15 protein-coding genes are annotated in these 13,912 nt (G+C 60.5%); 9 read left to right on the top strand and 6 right to left on the bottom strand.

What is annotated here, in order from left to right; translation table 11 throughout:
- The first annotated feature begins 61 nt into the window (after positions 1-61).
- Complete coding sequence (locus GTQ41_RS27740) at positions 62-958, top strand: M23 family metallopeptidase (RefSeq protein WP_041071631.1); 897 nt, start codon at positions 62-64, stop codon at positions 956-958.
- 171 nt (positions 959-1,129) lie between these two features.
- Here GTQ41_RS27740 and GTQ41_RS27735 read toward each other — a convergent pair whose 3' ends face one another.
- From GTQ41_RS27735 to phoB, 3 genes are all read right to left on the bottom strand, one after another.
- Positions 1,130-2,470, bottom strand: a complete 1,341-nt coding sequence (locus GTQ41_RS27735; protein ID WP_007962298.1) for a hemolysin family protein — start codon at positions 2,468-2,470, stop codon at positions 1,130-1,132.
- Positions 2,471-2,593: 123 nt separating this feature from the next.
- Positions 2,594-3,880 carry a phosphate regulon sensor histidine kinase PhoR gene (gene phoR / locus GTQ41_RS27730; protein ID WP_230679407.1) on the bottom strand — a complete coding sequence of 429 codons (1,287 nt, stop codon included), beginning with the start codon at positions 3,878-3,880 and terminating at the stop codon, positions 2,594-2,596.
- A gap of 74 nt (positions 3,881-3,954) precedes the next feature.
- The gene (gene phoB, locus GTQ41_RS27725; RefSeq protein ID WP_003229608.1) at positions 3,955-4,644 is read right to left on the bottom strand and encodes a phosphate regulon transcriptional regulator PhoB; all 690 of its coding nucleotides are present in this window, start codon (positions 4,642-4,644) and stop codon (positions 3,955-3,957) included.
- 151 nt (positions 4,645-4,795) lie between these two features.
- Here phoB and GTQ41_RS27720 point away from each other — a divergent pair, with 151 nt between their 5' ends.
- Positions 4,796-5,173, top strand: a complete 378-nt coding sequence (locus tag GTQ41_RS27720; RefSeq protein WP_041071626.1) for a hypothetical protein — start codon at positions 4,796-4,798, stop codon at positions 5,171-5,173.
- A 61-nt stretch (positions 5,174-5,234) separates the two neighbouring features.
- On the opposite strand, the gene ubiA is transcribed toward GTQ41_RS27720, so the two are convergent.
- Together ubiA and GTQ41_RS27710 are read right to left on the bottom strand one after the other, a co-directional pair.
- Positions 5,235-6,125: a 4-hydroxybenzoate octaprenyltransferase gene (gene ubiA, locus GTQ41_RS27715; protein WP_047297312.1), complete on the bottom strand. Its 891-nt coding sequence runs from the start codon at positions 6,123-6,125 to the stop codon at positions 5,235-5,237.
- The gene (locus GTQ41_RS27710; RefSeq protein ID WP_047297311.1) at positions 6,125-6,685 is read right to left on the bottom strand and encodes a chorismate lyase; all 561 of its coding nucleotides are present in this window, start codon (positions 6,683-6,685) and stop codon (positions 6,125-6,127) included. The genes ubiA and GTQ41_RS27710 overlap by 1 nt, the downstream gene beginning before the upstream one ends.
- A 201-nt stretch (positions 6,686-6,886) precedes the next feature.
- On the opposite strand from GTQ41_RS27710, the gene GTQ41_RS27705 reads away from it, so the two are divergent.
- From GTQ41_RS27705 to GTQ41_RS27695, 3 genes are all read left to right on the top strand, one after another.
- Positions 6,887-7,054 (top strand): rubredoxin, encoded by a 168-nt coding sequence (locus GTQ41_RS27705; RefSeq protein WP_041071620.1) that lies wholly within the window; start codon positions 6,887-6,889, stop codon positions 7,052-7,054.
- A 20-nt stretch (positions 7,055-7,074) separates the two neighbouring features.
- Positions 7,075-8,223 carry an NAD(P)/FAD-dependent oxidoreductase gene (locus GTQ41_RS27700; protein ID WP_217325395.1) on the top strand — a complete coding sequence of 383 codons (1,149 nt, stop codon included), beginning with the start codon at positions 7,075-7,077 and terminating at the stop codon, positions 8,221-8,223.
- Positions 8,224-8,413: 190 nt separating this feature from the next.
- Entirely contained in the window at positions 8,414-8,689 is a 276-nt protein-coding gene (locus tag GTQ41_RS27695; protein WP_003213368.1) for an HU family DNA-binding protein, read from the top strand.
- 95 nt (positions 8,690-8,784) lie between these two features.
- Here GTQ41_RS27695 and GTQ41_RS27690 read toward each other — a convergent pair whose 3' ends face one another.
- On the bottom strand, positions 8,785-9,141 hold the full coding sequence (locus GTQ41_RS27690) for a hypothetical protein (protein WP_047297309.1): 357 nt from the start codon (positions 9,139-9,141) through the stop codon (positions 8,785-8,787).
- A 753-nt stretch (positions 9,142-9,894) separates the two neighbouring features.
- Between GTQ41_RS27690 and tssA the strand changes: the two genes are divergently transcribed.
- Genes tssA through tssE form a run of 4 tightly spaced genes read left to right on the top strand, consistent with a single transcriptional unit; the run spans position 9,895 to position 13,911 of the window.
- The gene (tssA, locus tag GTQ41_RS27685; RefSeq protein WP_047297308.1) at positions 9,895-11,457 is read left to right on the top strand and encodes a type VI secretion system protein TssA; all 1,563 of its coding nucleotides are present in this window, start codon (positions 9,895-9,897) and stop codon (positions 11,455-11,457) included.
- 32 nt (positions 11,458-11,489) lie between these two features.
- Positions 11,490-11,993, top strand: a complete 504-nt coding sequence (gene tssB / locus GTQ41_RS27680; protein ID WP_003229587.1) for a type VI secretion system contractile sheath small subunit — start codon at positions 11,490-11,492, stop codon at positions 11,991-11,993.
- Positions 11,994-12,018: 25 nt separating this feature from the next.
- Positions 12,019-13,494, top strand: coding sequence for a type VI secretion system contractile sheath large subunit (tssC, locus tag GTQ41_RS27675; RefSeq protein WP_003229584.1), 1,476 nt, complete (start codon positions 12,019-12,021; stop codon positions 13,492-13,494).
- 9 nt (positions 13,495-13,503) lie between these two features.
- Positions 13,504-13,911 carry a type VI secretion system baseplate subunit TssE gene (gene tssE, locus GTQ41_RS27670; RefSeq protein ID WP_047297307.1) on the top strand — a complete coding sequence of 136 codons (408 nt, stop codon included), beginning with the start codon at positions 13,504-13,506 and terminating at the stop codon, positions 13,909-13,911.
- Position 13,912 lies beyond the last annotated feature (1 nt).

Below are 13,912 nucleotides of genomic sequence, written 5' to 3'. Positions count from 1 at the left end.
AGCCTGGTCTGTCTCAGCTGCTAGGCTCTTTTCCAGGCCTTCCTTCGACAGATTCCTGCCCATGCTCGCGCGCCTGCTGTTTCTCTGTGGTCTTTTCCTGGCCTCCACCTCGACTGTGGCCATGACCATCTACAAATCCACCGATGCCAACGGTGTCGTGTCGTACAGCGATCGGCCGAGCAAAGGCTCGCAGGTGTTCGTGTTTCAGGACCGCATGGTCGAACATCTGGAGCGCCAGGTGTACCTCGACATCAAGAAGCAGAAGGGCGCCGACGTGGTGTTCGTGCGCAACGATCTGTATGCACCGGTCGAGATTGCGCTGGCGTTTACCGGGATGAGCAACGTGCGTGGCGTGCCGGCCCAGACCATCCGCCGAGTGCTGCCTGCGCGCAGTAATACCCGGTTGGCACTGCTCACAGCGATTACCCAGGGTCAGCCGCTGGTGTATTCACCGCAATTTCAGTATTCCCTGGGTGACCCTGCAGGCGCCGCGCAAAGCTATCGCTATCCGTTGCCGTGGCGGGGCGGGCCGTTCCGTCTGAGTCAGGGCGCCAATGGCCAGTACAGCCATTACGGGCCGAAGAACCGGTATGCGATGGACATCGCCATGCCGGTCGGCACGCCGATCATCGCCGCACGGGCCGGGGTGGTGGTGAAAACCGAAAATTCGCAGAGCGGGCGCGGCAATGATGCGTCCGGCAATTTCGTCCGGGTGCTGCATGACGACGGCACGATGGGCGTGTACCTGCACCTCAAGCAAGGTTCGGTGAGCGTGCGCGAGGGGCAGCGGGTGACGGTCGGCAGCCCGCTGGCACTGTCGGGCAATACCGGCAACAGCAGCGGTCCGCACCTGCACTTTGTGGTGCAGCGCAATACCGGGCAGGGGCTGGTGTCGATTCCGTATCAGTTCAACCAGCCGCTGGGGGCATTGCCCAACTTTGCGTTGGGCAAACAATAAAGGCGGTGGAGCTCAACTGTGGCGAGGGAGCTTGCTCCCGCTGGGCTGCGAAGCGGCCCCAAAACCCTGAAACCGCGTTCGATCAGATACACCTTGCACGCGCCTTTGCGGCTGCTGTGCAGCCGAGCGGGAGCAAGCTCCCTCGCCACAAAAGCTGTCGTGCAATCGCGATCAATCCAGCATCAACACCTTGGCCAGCACAATCTTCGGCCCTTTCATCTTCTTGATGATGATCCGCAGGCCTTCGACTTCCAGCACTTCTTCCTCTTCCGGGACGCGCTTGAGGGTTTCATAGACCAGCCCGGCGAGGGTTTCCGCTTCGATGTGATCCAGGTCGATACCGAGCAGGCGTTCAACCTTGAACAGCGGCGTGTCGCCGCGTACCAGCAGCTTGCCCGGCTGATACGCGAGGATCCCGCGCTCGGCCTTGCGGTGTTCGTCCTGGATGTCGCCGACCAGCACTTCCAGCACGTCTTCCATGGTCAGGTAGCCGATGATGTTGCCGTCGGCCTCTTCCACCACGGCGAAGTGCGAGCCGCCCTTGCGGAACTGCTCCAGCAGCTGCGACAGCGGCATGTGCCGCGACACGCGCTCCAGCGGGCGGGTCAGCTCGGCCAGGTTGAACGACTCCGGAATGTGGTCCAGCGCCGCCAGCTCCAGCAGCAGGTCCTTGATGTGCAACAGACCGACGAACTCCTGGCGCTCGCTGTCGTACACCGGGTAACGGCTGAACTTGTGGCGGCGGAACATCGCGAGAATTTCTTTCAGCGGCGCGTTGAATTCCAGGGTAATCAGGTCTTCGCGGGAGTTGGCCCAGTCGACCACCTCCAGTTCGCCCATCTCCACCGCCGAGGCCAGCACGCGCATGCCCTGGTCGCTCGGGTCCTGACCACGGCTGGAGTGCAGGATCAGTTTCAGTTCTTCGCGGCTGTAATGGTGTTCGTGGTGCGGGCCGGGTTCGCCTTGGCCGGCGATGCGCAGAATCGCGTTGGCGCTGGCGTTGAGCAGGTAGATCGCCGGGTACATCGCCCAGTAGAACAGGTACAGCGGCACTGCCGTCCACAGCGACAGCAGCTCGGGTTTGCGGATCGCCCATGACTTGGGCGCCAGCTCACCGACCACGATGTGCAGGTAGGAAATGATGAAGAACGCGGTAAAGAACGAAATGCCTTTGACCACTTCCGGCGACTGCACGCCGACCGCGCTCAGCAGCGGCTCGAGCAGGTGCGCGAACGCCGGTTCACCGACCCAGCCCAGACCGAGGGAGGCGAGGGTGATACCGAGCTGACAGGCCGAGAGGTACGCATCCAGTTGACTGTGAACGGTGCGCAGGATGTGCCCGCGCCAGCCGTTCTTGTCGGCGATGGCCTCGACCCGGGTCGAGCGCAGTTTGACCATGGCAAATTCCGCCGCAACGAAGAAGCCGTTGAGCAACACCAGGATCAGAGCGAAAAGAATCATGCCGAAATCGGCGAAAATCGTAGCGAGGGACAAGCCAGGGGAAGGGTCCATGATGGAGTTTTGCAGGTTCCGTGTGATTCGTAAGAGAGAAAAAATCGCGCCTGAAAGGCAGACGCAAGTCAGCCAATGTAGCGGCTGACTTGGCGATTGCCTAGTGGCGCGTGCTGGCCGGTATCACTCGGCGGCGCTGATGGCCCGTGCATGGGCCACCTGGGCCGGGGCGAAGTGGCAGGTGAACGTGCTGCCATGACCAGGCACGCTGCTGATCTCCATCCGTGCGCGGTGGCGCAGCAACACATGTTTGACGATTGCCAGGCCCAGCCCGGTGCCGCCGGTGTTGGAGTTGCGACTGGAGTCGACACGGTAGAAGCGTTCGGTCAGGCGCGGCAGGTGCTTGCTGTCGATGCCGATCCCGGAGTCCTGCACGCTCAGGTGCGCGCCTTGCTCGTCGCCCCACCAGCGAATGCGGATGTTGCCCTCGGCCGGGGTGTACTTCACGGCGTTGAACACCAGGTTGGAGAAGGCGCTGCGCAGTTCCGCCTCGCTGCCCTTGAGCAGGATCTTGCCATCGGCTTCGAGGGTGATTTTCTGGTTTTTCTGCCCGGACAACTGCTGCGCATCGCTTTTGATCGACTGCAGCAGGGTGTCGATCTGCACCGGCTGATTGTCCGACGGGTAATCGGTGGCTTCCAGTTTCGCCAGCAACAGCAGGTCGTTGAGCAGGGTCTGCATGCGCCCGCCCTGTTGCTGCATCTGCTGCAGGGCGCGACTCCAGCGCGGATTCACTTCCTCGACATTATCGAGCAGGGTTTCCAGGTAGCCGCAGATCACCGTCAGCGGCGTGCGCAGTTCGTGGGAGACGTTGGCGATGAAGTCTTTGCGCATCTGTTCCAGCTGATGGATGCGCGTGACGTCGCGCACCAGCATCAAATGTTCATTGTTGCCGTAGCGCGTCAGGTACAGCTGAATGCGCACCCGATCATTGGTCGGCGAAGGGATTTCCAGCGGTTCGGCGTAGCTGTCCTGCTCGAAGTATTCCTTGAAGCGCGGATGGCGCACCAGGTTGGTCACCGGTTGGCCACTGTCCTGCGGGGTCTTGAGGCCGAGCAGGGTTTCGGCAGCGCGGTTCCACCATTCCAGATTGCCGTCGCTGTCGAGCATGATCACCGCATCTTTGAGCGCGGCGGTGGACTCCTGTACCCGGTCGATCACCGCTTGCAGGCGTCCGCGTACCCTTTGGTCGCGGCGTTGCAGGTGGTAGATGCTGTCGAACACCTCGCCCCACAGGCCATAGCCATCGGGCGGTGCTTCATCGGGTTGGTGCAGACGCAGCCATTCGTGCAGGCGCAGCAGTTGCTTGAGCGTCCAGGCCAGATACAGGCCCAGGCCGGCAGCGAGGCTCCAGCCGTAATAGCCGCTGATCAAACCGATCACCAGGCAGGCGGTGACCAGCAACAGCATGTGGCGAATCAGGGTGCCATGCCAGTTTTGATTCACGGAAAATACGGTCCTTGTCAGCGAGTCTGGCGGTCGGATCAGGCCTTGGTGGAAAACCGGTAGCCGGTGCCGCGCACGGTTTGTACCAGATTTTCGTAGGCATCGCCGAGGGCCTTGCGCAGGCGCCGGATGTGTACGTCGACGGTGCGCTCTTCAACATAGACGTTGCCGCCCCAGACCTGATCCAGCAACTGCCCGCGCGTGTAGGCGCGTTCCTGGTGAGTCATGAAGAATTGCAGCAGACGGTATTCGGTCGGGCCCATCTCGGCCGGACGGCCGTCGATGGTCACGCGGTGGCTGATCGGGTCGAGCAGCAGGCCGCCGACTTCGATTGGTGCTTCGCCATCGGTCGGGCCGGCGCGACGCAGCACAGCCTTGAGGCGGGCGACCAGTTCGCGTGGGGAAAACGGCTTGGTGATGTAGTCGTCGGCGCCGACTTCAAGACCCTGAATCTTGTTGTCCTCTTCGCCCTTGGCGGTGAGCATGATGATCGGGATGTCCCCGGTCAGTTCGTCACGCTTGAGGCGGCGGGCCAGTTCGATGCCGGAGGTGCCGGGCAGCATCCAGTCGAGCAGGATCAGGTCCGGTTTGCGGTCAACGATGATGGCGTGTGCCTGCTGCGAGTTCTCCGCCTCGAGGCAGTCATAGCCGGCCATTTCCAACGCAACGGCGATCATTTCGCGAATGGGCGCTTCGTCGTCGACGATCAGAATGCTCCTGCCAACCATGCCTTAATCCTCTTGTCATTTAACTGTCTTGCGCCGCATTAGATAACGGAATTATTGCAGTCGTGTGACAGTATTTTAGTCGTCCGGCGGTTGGCGTGATCCTGGACTAAGCTCTAAGTCCGAATCCTGACAACCACAAAAGAAGGTTTCCATGACTCAAATGACTGCTTCTTTCAAAGCCCTGCTGATGGCTGCTGCCGTTGCATTACCGTCGATGGCGTTCGCCGCCGACCCGGTCATGATGAAAGACGGCATGATGACCGATCACAAAGGCATGACCGTGTACACCTTCGACAAGGACACGGGCGGTAAATCGATGTGCAACGGCGATTGCGCGAAGAACTGGCCGCCGATGATGGCGCCGGCGGGTGCCAAGGCTGAAGGCAAATTCACCCCCATCAAGCGTGATGACGGCACCATGCAGTGGGCATATGACGGCAAGCCGCTTTACACCTTCAAAATGGATGAAAAACCCGGCGACATGAAGGGGGAAGGGTTCAAGGACATGTGGCACATGCCTAAACACTGATTCCTGCAGTAACTACGTCCCTGTGGGAGCGAGCAGGCTCGCTCCCACAGGTTTTTGTGGATCAGCGCAACGCGTAATCCAGCACGATCCCGACAAAAATCGCCAATCCGGCCCAATGGTTGTGCAAGAACGCCTTGAAGCAACGCATGCGGTCGCGATCGCGGGTGTACCAGAACTCCCACGCATAACAGCCAGCGGCCACCAGCAGGCCGAGATGGAACCACGTCCCCAGCTCGAACTTCGACCCGGCCAGCAACAGGCAGCCGAGCGACAGCGCCTGCAACGTCAGGATGATCACCCGGTCCGCATCGCCGAACAGAATTGCCGTGGATTTCACGCCGATCTTCAGGTCATCGTCACGATCGGTCATCGCGTAATAGGTGTCGTAACCCACTGTCCACAACAGATTGGCGATCCACAGCAGCCACGCGGCGGCAGGCAGTTCGCCGGTTTCGGCGGTGAACGCCATCGGCATGCCCCACGAGAACGCCGCGCCGAGCACCACTTGCGGGTAATAGGTGTAGCGCTTCATGAACGGATAGGTGAACGCCAGCGCCAGGCCGCCCAGCGACAGCCAGATGGTCGGCGCATTAGTGCACAGCACCAGCAGGAAACTCACGCCCATCAGCAGCGCGAAGAACACCAGCGCCTCTTTCGAACTGACCTTGCCGCTGGCCAGCGGTCGTTGCGCGGTGCGTTTGACGTGGCCATCAACCTTGCGGTCGGCCCAGTCGTTGATCACGCAACCCCCGGCGCGGGTCAGTACCACACCAAGGACGAAAATCACGATATTGGCCAGCGAAGGCGCGCCCTTACCGGCAATCCATAGCGCCCATAGCGTCGGCCACAGCAGCAGGTAAATGCCGATCGGCTTGTCCATGCGCGTCAACTGAATGAAATCCCAGGCGCGTGGATTCAAACGGTTCAGGGACTTGAGCAGGCTCTGGTACATCAGCAGTTCTCCGGATGGGCGCGGGCGGCGTTCCACAGCGTCGGCAGGAAAATCTCCGCCACCAGCACGCTCAAGGCGCCACGGTCGAAGCGCGAACGGCGGCCCCACAGTTCGGGCGCCTGGCAGGCTGACGGCAACCAGTCCTGCGGGTAGTGGCAGACCTCGATGGCGCGGCGCTGGAAGGCGTGGTCGCAAAACAGCAGTTCGCCCAGCGAGCGGCTGCCCAGTTCATCCATGTGCAAGCCGTCGCCTTGCAGGGCGGCGCGTGACGCCACGCTGCGGGCGAACACCCAGGCTTCGCCGTGACCGCGCAGATACACCTCGCGCACCCAGCCTTCGCTGCCTTCGGCCAGATCCAGCGCCGCGCATTCGTCGCTGCGCAAAGTGTCCCAGCCTTCGAACAGCGGCGTGACACTGAAGCCGTCATTCGACAGCCGCGTCAGGCGGCGGGTCAGCGAGCCTTCGTCGAACAACCAGTTCAGGGTCAACGAATCGGGAAGGGACGTCAGTCGGCTTTGAGTCAGCCAGAGCGGGGCCGGGCAGGCATTTGAATGGTGCACAATGAGTCATTATTGGCCGCAAATGAGGCGGCGAGCTTAACATGGCGTGCTGCGAATTTGATGGATCCGGGTCGCCGTTGCGCCGAACAGGCTTGCATCTGCCCGGCACCCTCAGTACAAAACGCCCTGAGCCGGACGGCAGCACAACCACCATCGACCGTCCGCGCCGACCAAAGCCTGAAACCCTGAGGAAGTACCTGAATGAAAAAGTGGCAATGCATCGTCTGCGGCCTGATCTACAACGAAGCTGACGGCTGGCCGGATGACGGCATCGCGCCGGGCACCCTGTGGCAGGACGTGCCGGAAGACTGGCTGTGCCCGGACTGTGGCGTCGGCAAACTCGACTTCGAAATGATCGAAATCAACTAAGCACCAACAAGGAGTAAGGCATGAGCGCACCTGTCGTCATCATCGGCACCGGCCTGGCGGGCTACAACCTGGCCCGGGAGTTTCGCAAGCTCGACAGCGAAACCCCGCTGCTGCTGATTACTGCAGATGATGGCCGCTCATACTCCAAACCGATGCTCTCCACCGGTTTCGGCAAGAACAAGGACGCCGACGGCCTGAGCATGGCCGAACCCGGCGCGATGGCCGAGCAATTGAAGGCCGAAGTGCGCACCCACACGCGCATCAGCGGCATCGACGCCGGCCACAAGCGCCTGTGGATCGGCGAAGAAGCGGTGTACTACCGCGACCTGATCCTCGCCTGGGGCGCGGAAACCGTGCGGGTGCCGATCGAAGGCGATGGCGCCGAACTGGTATTCCCGATCAACGATCTCGAAGACTACGCACGCTTTCGTGCCGCCGCTGCTGGCAAGCGCCGCGTATTGCTGCTGGGAGCGGGCCTGATCGGCTGCGAATTCGCCAACGACCTGATCCTCGGCGGCTACGAGGTGCAACTGGTGGCGCCGTGCGAGCAAGTGATGCCGATGCTGCTGCACCCGGCCGCTGCGGCCGCCGTGCAGGCCGGGCTGGAAAGCCTGGGCGCGCGTTTTCACCTTGGCCCGGTGCTGACCCGCCTGCAAAAAGTCGCGGACGGGCTGGAAGCGCATCTGTCCGACGGTCAGGTGATTGCCTGCGATGTGGTGGTGTCGGCCATCGGCCTGCGTCCGCGCATTGATCTGGCCGCGGCGGCCGGGGTGCAGGTCAACCGCGGCGTTGTTGTCGACCGGTATCTGAAAACGTCCCACCCCAATATCTACGCCCTGGGCGACTGCGCCGAGGTCGATGGGCTGAATCTGTTGTACGTGATGCCCCTCATGAGCTGTGCGCGTGCGCTGGCACAAACCCTGGCGGGTAATCCGACGGCGGTGAGCTACGGCGCGATGCCGATCACGGTGAAAACCCCGGTGTGCCCGTTGGTCGTTTCGCCACCGCCAAGGGGCAGCGAAGGCGTCTGGACCGTCGAAGGGCAGGGCGCCGACATCAAGGCCCTGTGCCACAGCGCCGAGGGTCAGTTGGTCGGTTACGCGCTGACTGGCGCGGCAGTGATGGAAAAACTCGCCCTGAACAAACAGCTTCCGCCCCTGCTGGCGTAAATACCGGTCGTTCTGTCGGAATCACCCCGCTTTTGCCCCTACAAAGGTCGCGGGGAGACTGGCGCCGCCGGTATCCGCGTGCCATTCTCACTCCCGTCTGCCGCAGAGTAGAGCCTGCGGCGCCTTGGGCGCTGTTCCAACGAGAACAGCACGGACATAACAACAAAAAACCGTCAAAGGGGCTTCACTAATGCGTAAACCAGAACTCGCCGCTGCAATCGCTGAGAAAGCGGATCTGACCAAAGAACAGGCCAACCGCGTTCTCAACGCCGTCCTCGAAGAAATCACCGGCGCTCTGCACCGCAAGGACAGCGTCACGCTGGTGGGCTTCGGCACCTTCCTGCAACGCCACCGCGGCGCCCGCACCGGCAAGAACCCGCAAACCGGTGAGCCGGTGAAGATCAAAGCCAGCAACACCGTGGCATTCAAGCCAGGCAAGTCGCTTAAAGACAGCGTCAATCCTTAAATTGCGGCAAACTCCCTGACAAGCAGGGAGAACTGCAATAAAAATGGGCACACCGATTGCGGTCGGGTGCCCATTTTTTGTGGCTGCCCATCGGCTTACTGACGTCGGAAACAGGCCTTGCCGTTGCCGAAATCCACGGCCAGACAGTTCGGTTCGATGGCCAGTTGCAGATCCTGAAACAGGCCAGACAAATCGCTGTTCGACGCCGCTTTGGTCTCGCTCTTCAGCGTCACGGTGTTGTTCTCCACCCGCCAGGTGCCCTTGGCAAAGCCGTCTGCGCTGCCATACGCCACGCCGGCGTCAAACGTGCCGTCCTTGCGCAACAGCAATTCAGCGCCCATTTCCATTGCGCCGGTCAGATAGTAATGACCATCCAGTGGCGGTGTCTCTGCGGAGGCTTGAGTGACGGGTAGCGACATCAGTGCTGCGAACAACAGGGGTTTCAATTCCATGAGGTAAAGCTCCTTGGCGGCTCCGGGCTCGGGAGCCGAATGAGATGCAGGCTTCGGACCGTGGCTCAACAGTCAGCCGGTCTGGTTGACATTGCCGGTCGAAAAGAATTTACCAAGGCAAGCTGGCAACGTGGGAAATAAAACGATGTAAGAATTATCCCTGACATTTATCAGAGTATTTTCGGCATGGAAGTGTTGCTTAAGGGCTGGAAATGACTGTTGGATCGCACTTCGATAATTATTGAGTTGGCACTGAAGTGCAGCATTCACGAGATGAATAAAGTTTCAGAAAAATGAATTGCCATCAATTTGATGGCACTTTTGTTGTTGCGCGTTGTCGCCAGTGAATTGTTTGTAAAATCCAGCGGGTTTTCGGAAGAATCCTACTTCTATTTTTTTCGAGAGTTGTCATGCTGGCCGCCGTGTAATGGGCCGGATGTTCGATGCGATTTGTGCAAGCTGGATCGGGCCGCTCTGGATCAAGGGTTTTGAGGGCGCAGGGCGAATGTTCACAATATAATTCGCCATCAGGGATTCCCCTGCCATATATAGGGTGATCTCTTACACAGCCCAATGAACACTTCGTCTTGTTGTTTAATCAGATGCTTGCTAGTGGCCATCATAGTGATTACGATGCGCCCACTTGAAAGAGCACATCTCAATTGGATGAGTCGCTTCACCGCTCTTCGATACTGTCCCGCGCCGCGGTAACTCCAACAGGCGCCTGACTGTAATCCTGAATAAAGGCCATGGATGTCCTACTCAAGCAAACTTTCCGCCCATTACCTCGAACTCGCAAAAGTCTCTGTTTCCAAAGAGAATTTCGCGGGCGAAGACGTTCGTTTTTCGAGCGAATTCGAGGCGCTGGAAAGCGAGCTGGCCAAAGCCTCGTCGATGCACGAAAGCGGGCAGATCGACTGGCTGAAAATCCGTGAAAACAGTGAAAACCTGCTGCGTACCCAATCCAAGGATTTGCGTGTCGGCGCCTGGCTGACCTGGTCGCTGTACCAGCGCGAATCCTTCCCCGGGCTGCTGGCCGGCCTCGGTCTGCTGCACCATCTGTCGGAAAACCACTGGGCCGACGTTCATCCGCTCAAACCGCGCACCCGTGCCGCCGCCATCGGCTGGCTGGTGCCGCGCCTGGAGCAGGTGCTCACCGAAAACATCGCGATCAAGGAGCAACTGCCGATGTTCCGGCAGTTGTCCGAGCACCTGGCCGGTCTCGATGCCGCGTGCACCGAACATTTGGGCGACGATGCGCCGCTGCTGTTGCCGCTCTCGCGTCGCCTGAAAACCATGATCCAGCGTGCCGCCGACAATCAGCCGGCCCCTGGTGTGGTGGGTGCGGCGGTGGCGCAGGTCAAGCAGGCCGCGAGCCAGCTGCTGACCCCCGGCGCACCGATCGACAACGAAAAAGACGCTTACAAGGCACTGCGCGCCCAGCAGGAAAGCGCGCGTCCGTTGTGTGCCTGGTGGCTCAAACAGAAAGCCACCGACCTGCGCGCCTTGCGTCTGAACCGCACTTTGCTGTGGCTGCCGATCGACGCGGTGCCCGAGCGCAACGCCGAGCAGATCACCGTGTTGCGGGGTCTGCCGGTGGACAAGCTCAAGCAGTACCAGGATCGCTTCGATCAAGGCAAATACGCCGACCTGCTGGTGGAACTGGAGGCGAGCCTGGCGAAGGCGCCGTTCTGGTTCGACGGCCAGAGGATGGTCTGGGAGTGTCTCCAGAACCTCAACGCCGAGATGGCAATGCGCGAAGTGGAAATCCACTTCGCGCTTTTGGTTCAGCGCCTGCCCGGCATTATCGAATGTCGCTTCCATGACGGTGCGCCGTTTGCCGATCCGTCCACCCGGGCGTGGATCGCCGGCAATGTCATGCCGCACCTGCAAAGCGCCAGCGCGCCGCGCAAGGTCGAAACCGACGACGTCGAGACCCAGCCCGCCTGGGAAAAAGCCCTGCAGGACGTGCTGCCGCTGCTGCGCAAGGAAGGCCTCAAGCCTGCCGTGCAGATTCTCAAGCAAGGCCTGCAAACGGCCCACGGCGGACGCGAGCGGTTCTTCTGGCAGTTCGCCCTCGCGCGGCTGTGCTTCATGGCCAAGAAATACGAACTGGCCAAGAACCAGCTCGAAACCCTCGATCAGACATTACAGGACTCAGGCCTGCACGCCTGGGAGCCCGATCTTGCATTGGAAGTGCTGCACCTGCTGCACAGTTGCTGCGAGCTGTTGCCGCAGAACCATGCAGTGCGTGAACGCAAGGAAGAGATTTATCGCAGGCTGTGCCACCTCGATCTCGAAGTGGTACTCGAATAGGCCCCAGGGCCACAACCGCAAGGAGAAAAGCCATGGCCAAAGAAGGCTCGGTAGCCCCCAAGGAACGCATCAACGTCACCTTCAAACCCGCCACCGGCGGTGCTCAGGAAGAGATTGAACTGCCGCTGAAGCTGCTGGCAATCGGTGACTACACCCACCGCAAGGACGATCGCAAAATCGAAGATCGCAAGCCGATCAGCATCGACAAGATGACCTTCGACGAAGTGTTGGCCAAGCAAGAACTGGGTCTGACGCTGAGCGTGCCGAACCGTCTGCAGGAAGATGGCGAGGCCGACGAGCTGGCTGTGCAATTGCGCGTCAATTCGATGAAGGACTTCAACCCGGCCAGCCTGGTCGAGCAAGTGCCTGAGCTGAAAAAACTGATGGAACTGCGCGATGCGCTGGTGGCCCTCAAAGGCCCGCTGGGTAACGCACCTGCGTTCCGTAAAGCGATCGAAGGCGTGCTCGCCGACGACGAATCCCGCGGTCGCGTACTCGGTGAGCTGGGCCTGAACGCCGCAGCCCCGGACGCCTGAGACTCCAGCCAAGGAAGCCAACACAATGAGCACTAGCGCAGCACAAGAGAAGAGCGCCGAGAGCGGCGAATACAGCATTCTCGACAGCATCATCGCCGAAACCCGTCTGACTCCGGACGACGAAGCCTACGACATCGCCAAGCGTGGCGTCTCGGCGTTCATCGAAGAACTGCTCAAGCCGCAGAACAACGGTGAGCCGGTCAAGAAAGCCATGGTTGACCGCATGATCGCCGAGATCGATGCCAAGCTCAGCCGTCAGATGGACGAAATCCTGCACCACCCGGATTTCCAGGCGCTGGAATCGTCGTGGCGTGGCCTGCAGTTGCTGGTCGACCGCACCAACTTCCGCGAAAACATCAAGATCGAAATCCTCAACGTCTCCAAAGAAGACCTGCTGGACGATTTCGAAGATTCGCCGGAAGTCATGCAGTCGGGCCTGTACAAGCACATCTACACCGCTGAGTACGGCCAGTTCGGTGGTCAGCCGGTGGGCGCGATCATCGCCAACTACTTCATGTCCCCAAGCTCGCCGGACGTGAAACTGATGCAGTACGTGGCCAGCGTTTCCTGCATGTCCCACGCGCCGTTCATCGCCGCGGCCGGCCCGAAATTCTTCGGTCTGGAAAGCTTCACCGGCCTGCCGGATCTGAAGGATCTGAAAGACCACTTCGAAGGCCCGCAGTTCGCCAAATGGCAGAGCTTCCGTACTTCGGAAGACTCCCGTTACGTTGGCCTGACCGTGCCGCGTTTCCTGCTGCGTAACCCGTACGATCCGGAAGAAAACCCGGTCAAATCGTTCGTGTACAAGGAAACCGTTGCCAACAGCCACGAGCACTACCTGTGGGGCAACACCGCGTTCGCGTTCGGCACCAAGCTGACCGACAGCTTCGCCAAATTCCGCTGGTGCCCGAACATCATCGGCCCACAGAGCGGTGGCGCGGTTGAAGATCTGCCGTTGCACCACTTCGAAAGCATGGGCGAAATCGAAACCAAGATCCCGACCGAGGTTCTGGTCTCCGACCGTCGTGAATACGAACTGGCCGAGGAAGGCTTTATCTCCCTGACCATGCGCAAAGGTTCCGACAACGCGGCGTTCTTCTCCGCCAGTTCGGTGCAGAAGCCGAAGTTCTTCGGCATCAGCGCAGAAGGCAAGGCGGCAGAGCTGAACTACAAGCTTGGCACCCAACTGCCGTACATGATGATCGTCAACCGCCTGGCTCACTACCTCAAAGTGCTGCAGCGCGAGCAACTCGGTTCGTGGAAAGAGCGTACCGACCTCGAACTGGAACTGAACAAGTGGATCCGCCAGTACGTGGCCGACCAGGAAAACCCGAGCGCCGAAGTGCGTGGCCGTCGTCCGCTGCGCGCTGCGCAAGTGATCGTCAGTGACGTTGAAGGCGAGCCGGGCTGGTACCGCGTGAGCTTGAACGTGCGCCCGCACTTCAAGTACATGGGTGCCGATTTCACCCTGTCGCTGGTTGGCAAGCTGGACAAAGAGTAAGAGCGACTCATGGACGGATACGGCAGCCTCTTCGAACGCCTCAACGGCGACGTGGAACTACGCAAGGGCAACAGCCTTGAGGCTTGTGCCATGGCGTCAGTGGCTGCCCATCTGGCCAAAATGCTCAGCACCCGGGCCGGCAGCGTGCAAACGCTGGCCGACTACGGGTTGCCCGATCTCAATGACATGCGTCTGAGCCTGCACGACTCCCTGAGTCAGGCCCGTCTGGCCATCGAAAACTTCATCGAAGCCTACGAGCCGCGCCTGAGCAACGTGCGTGTCATTTCCCTGCCGCGTGACCACGACCAGTTGCGGCTGGCCTTCAGCATCGAAGGCCTGCTGGAAGTCGAGGGGTTCAAGCGTCAGGTCAGTTTTTCCGCGCGCCTGGATGGCAGCGGTCAAGTGAAGGTCACCTAAG

It is taken from the genome of Pseudomonas sp. AN-B15, from assembly GCF_019056475.1.
Lineage (GTDB): Bacteria > Pseudomonadota > Gammaproteobacteria > Pseudomonadales > Pseudomonadaceae > Aquipseudomonas > Aquipseudomonas parakoreensis.
Note: the sequence above shows the minus strand (reverse complement) of the source record. Positions and strands in the feature narration are given on the sequence as shown.

Coding starts and splice junctions, on each gene's coding strand:
- tssA (WP_047297308.1), top strand. CDS start 9,895: ATGTCCTACTCAAGCAAACTTTCCGCCCATTACCTCGAACTCGCAAAA.
- tssB (WP_003229587.1), top strand. CDS start 11,490: ATGGCCAAAGAAGGCTCGGTAGCCCCCAAGGAACGCATCAACGTCACC.
- GTQ41_RS27740 (WP_041071631.1), top strand. CDS start 62: ATGCTCGCGCGCCTGCTGTTTCTCTGTGGTCTTTTCCTGGCCTCCACC.
- ubiA (WP_047297312.1), bottom strand. CDS start 6,125: ATGTACCAGAGCCTGCTCAAGTCCCTGAACCGTTTGAATCCACGCGCC.
- GTQ41_RS27705 (WP_041071620.1), top strand. CDS start 6,887: ATGAAAAAGTGGCAATGCATCGTCTGCGGCCTGATCTACAACGAAGCT.
- tssE (WP_047297307.1), top strand. CDS start 13,504: ATGGACGGATACGGCAGCCTCTTCGAACGCCTCAACGGCGACGTGGAA.
- tssC (WP_003229584.1), top strand. CDS start 12,019: ATGAGCACTAGCGCAGCACAAGAGAAGAGCGCCGAGAGCGGCGAATAC.
- GTQ41_RS27695 (WP_003213368.1), top strand. CDS start 8,414: ATGCGTAAACCAGAACTCGCCGCTGCAATCGCTGAGAAAGCGGATCTG.
- GTQ41_RS27700 (WP_217325395.1), top strand. CDS start 7,075: ATGAGCGCACCTGTCGTCATCATCGGCACCGGCCTGGCGGGCTACAAC.
- GTQ41_RS27735 (WP_007962298.1), bottom strand. CDS start 2,470: ATGGACCCTTCCCCTGGCTTGTCCCTCGCTACGATTTTCGCCGATTTC.
- GTQ41_RS27690 (WP_047297309.1), bottom strand. CDS start 9,141: ATGGAATTGAAACCCCTGTTGTTCGCAGCACTGATGTCGCTACCCGTC.
- phoR (WP_230679407.1), bottom strand. CDS start 3,880: ATGCTGTTGCTGGTCACCGCCTGCCTGGTGATCGGTTTGATCAGCGGC.
- GTQ41_RS27720 (WP_041071626.1), top strand. CDS start 4,796: ATGACTCAAATGACTGCTTCTTTCAAAGCCCTGCTGATGGCTGCTGCC.
- phoB (WP_003229608.1), bottom strand. CDS start 4,644: ATGGTTGGCAGGAGCATTCTGATCGTCGACGACGAAGCGCCCATTCGC.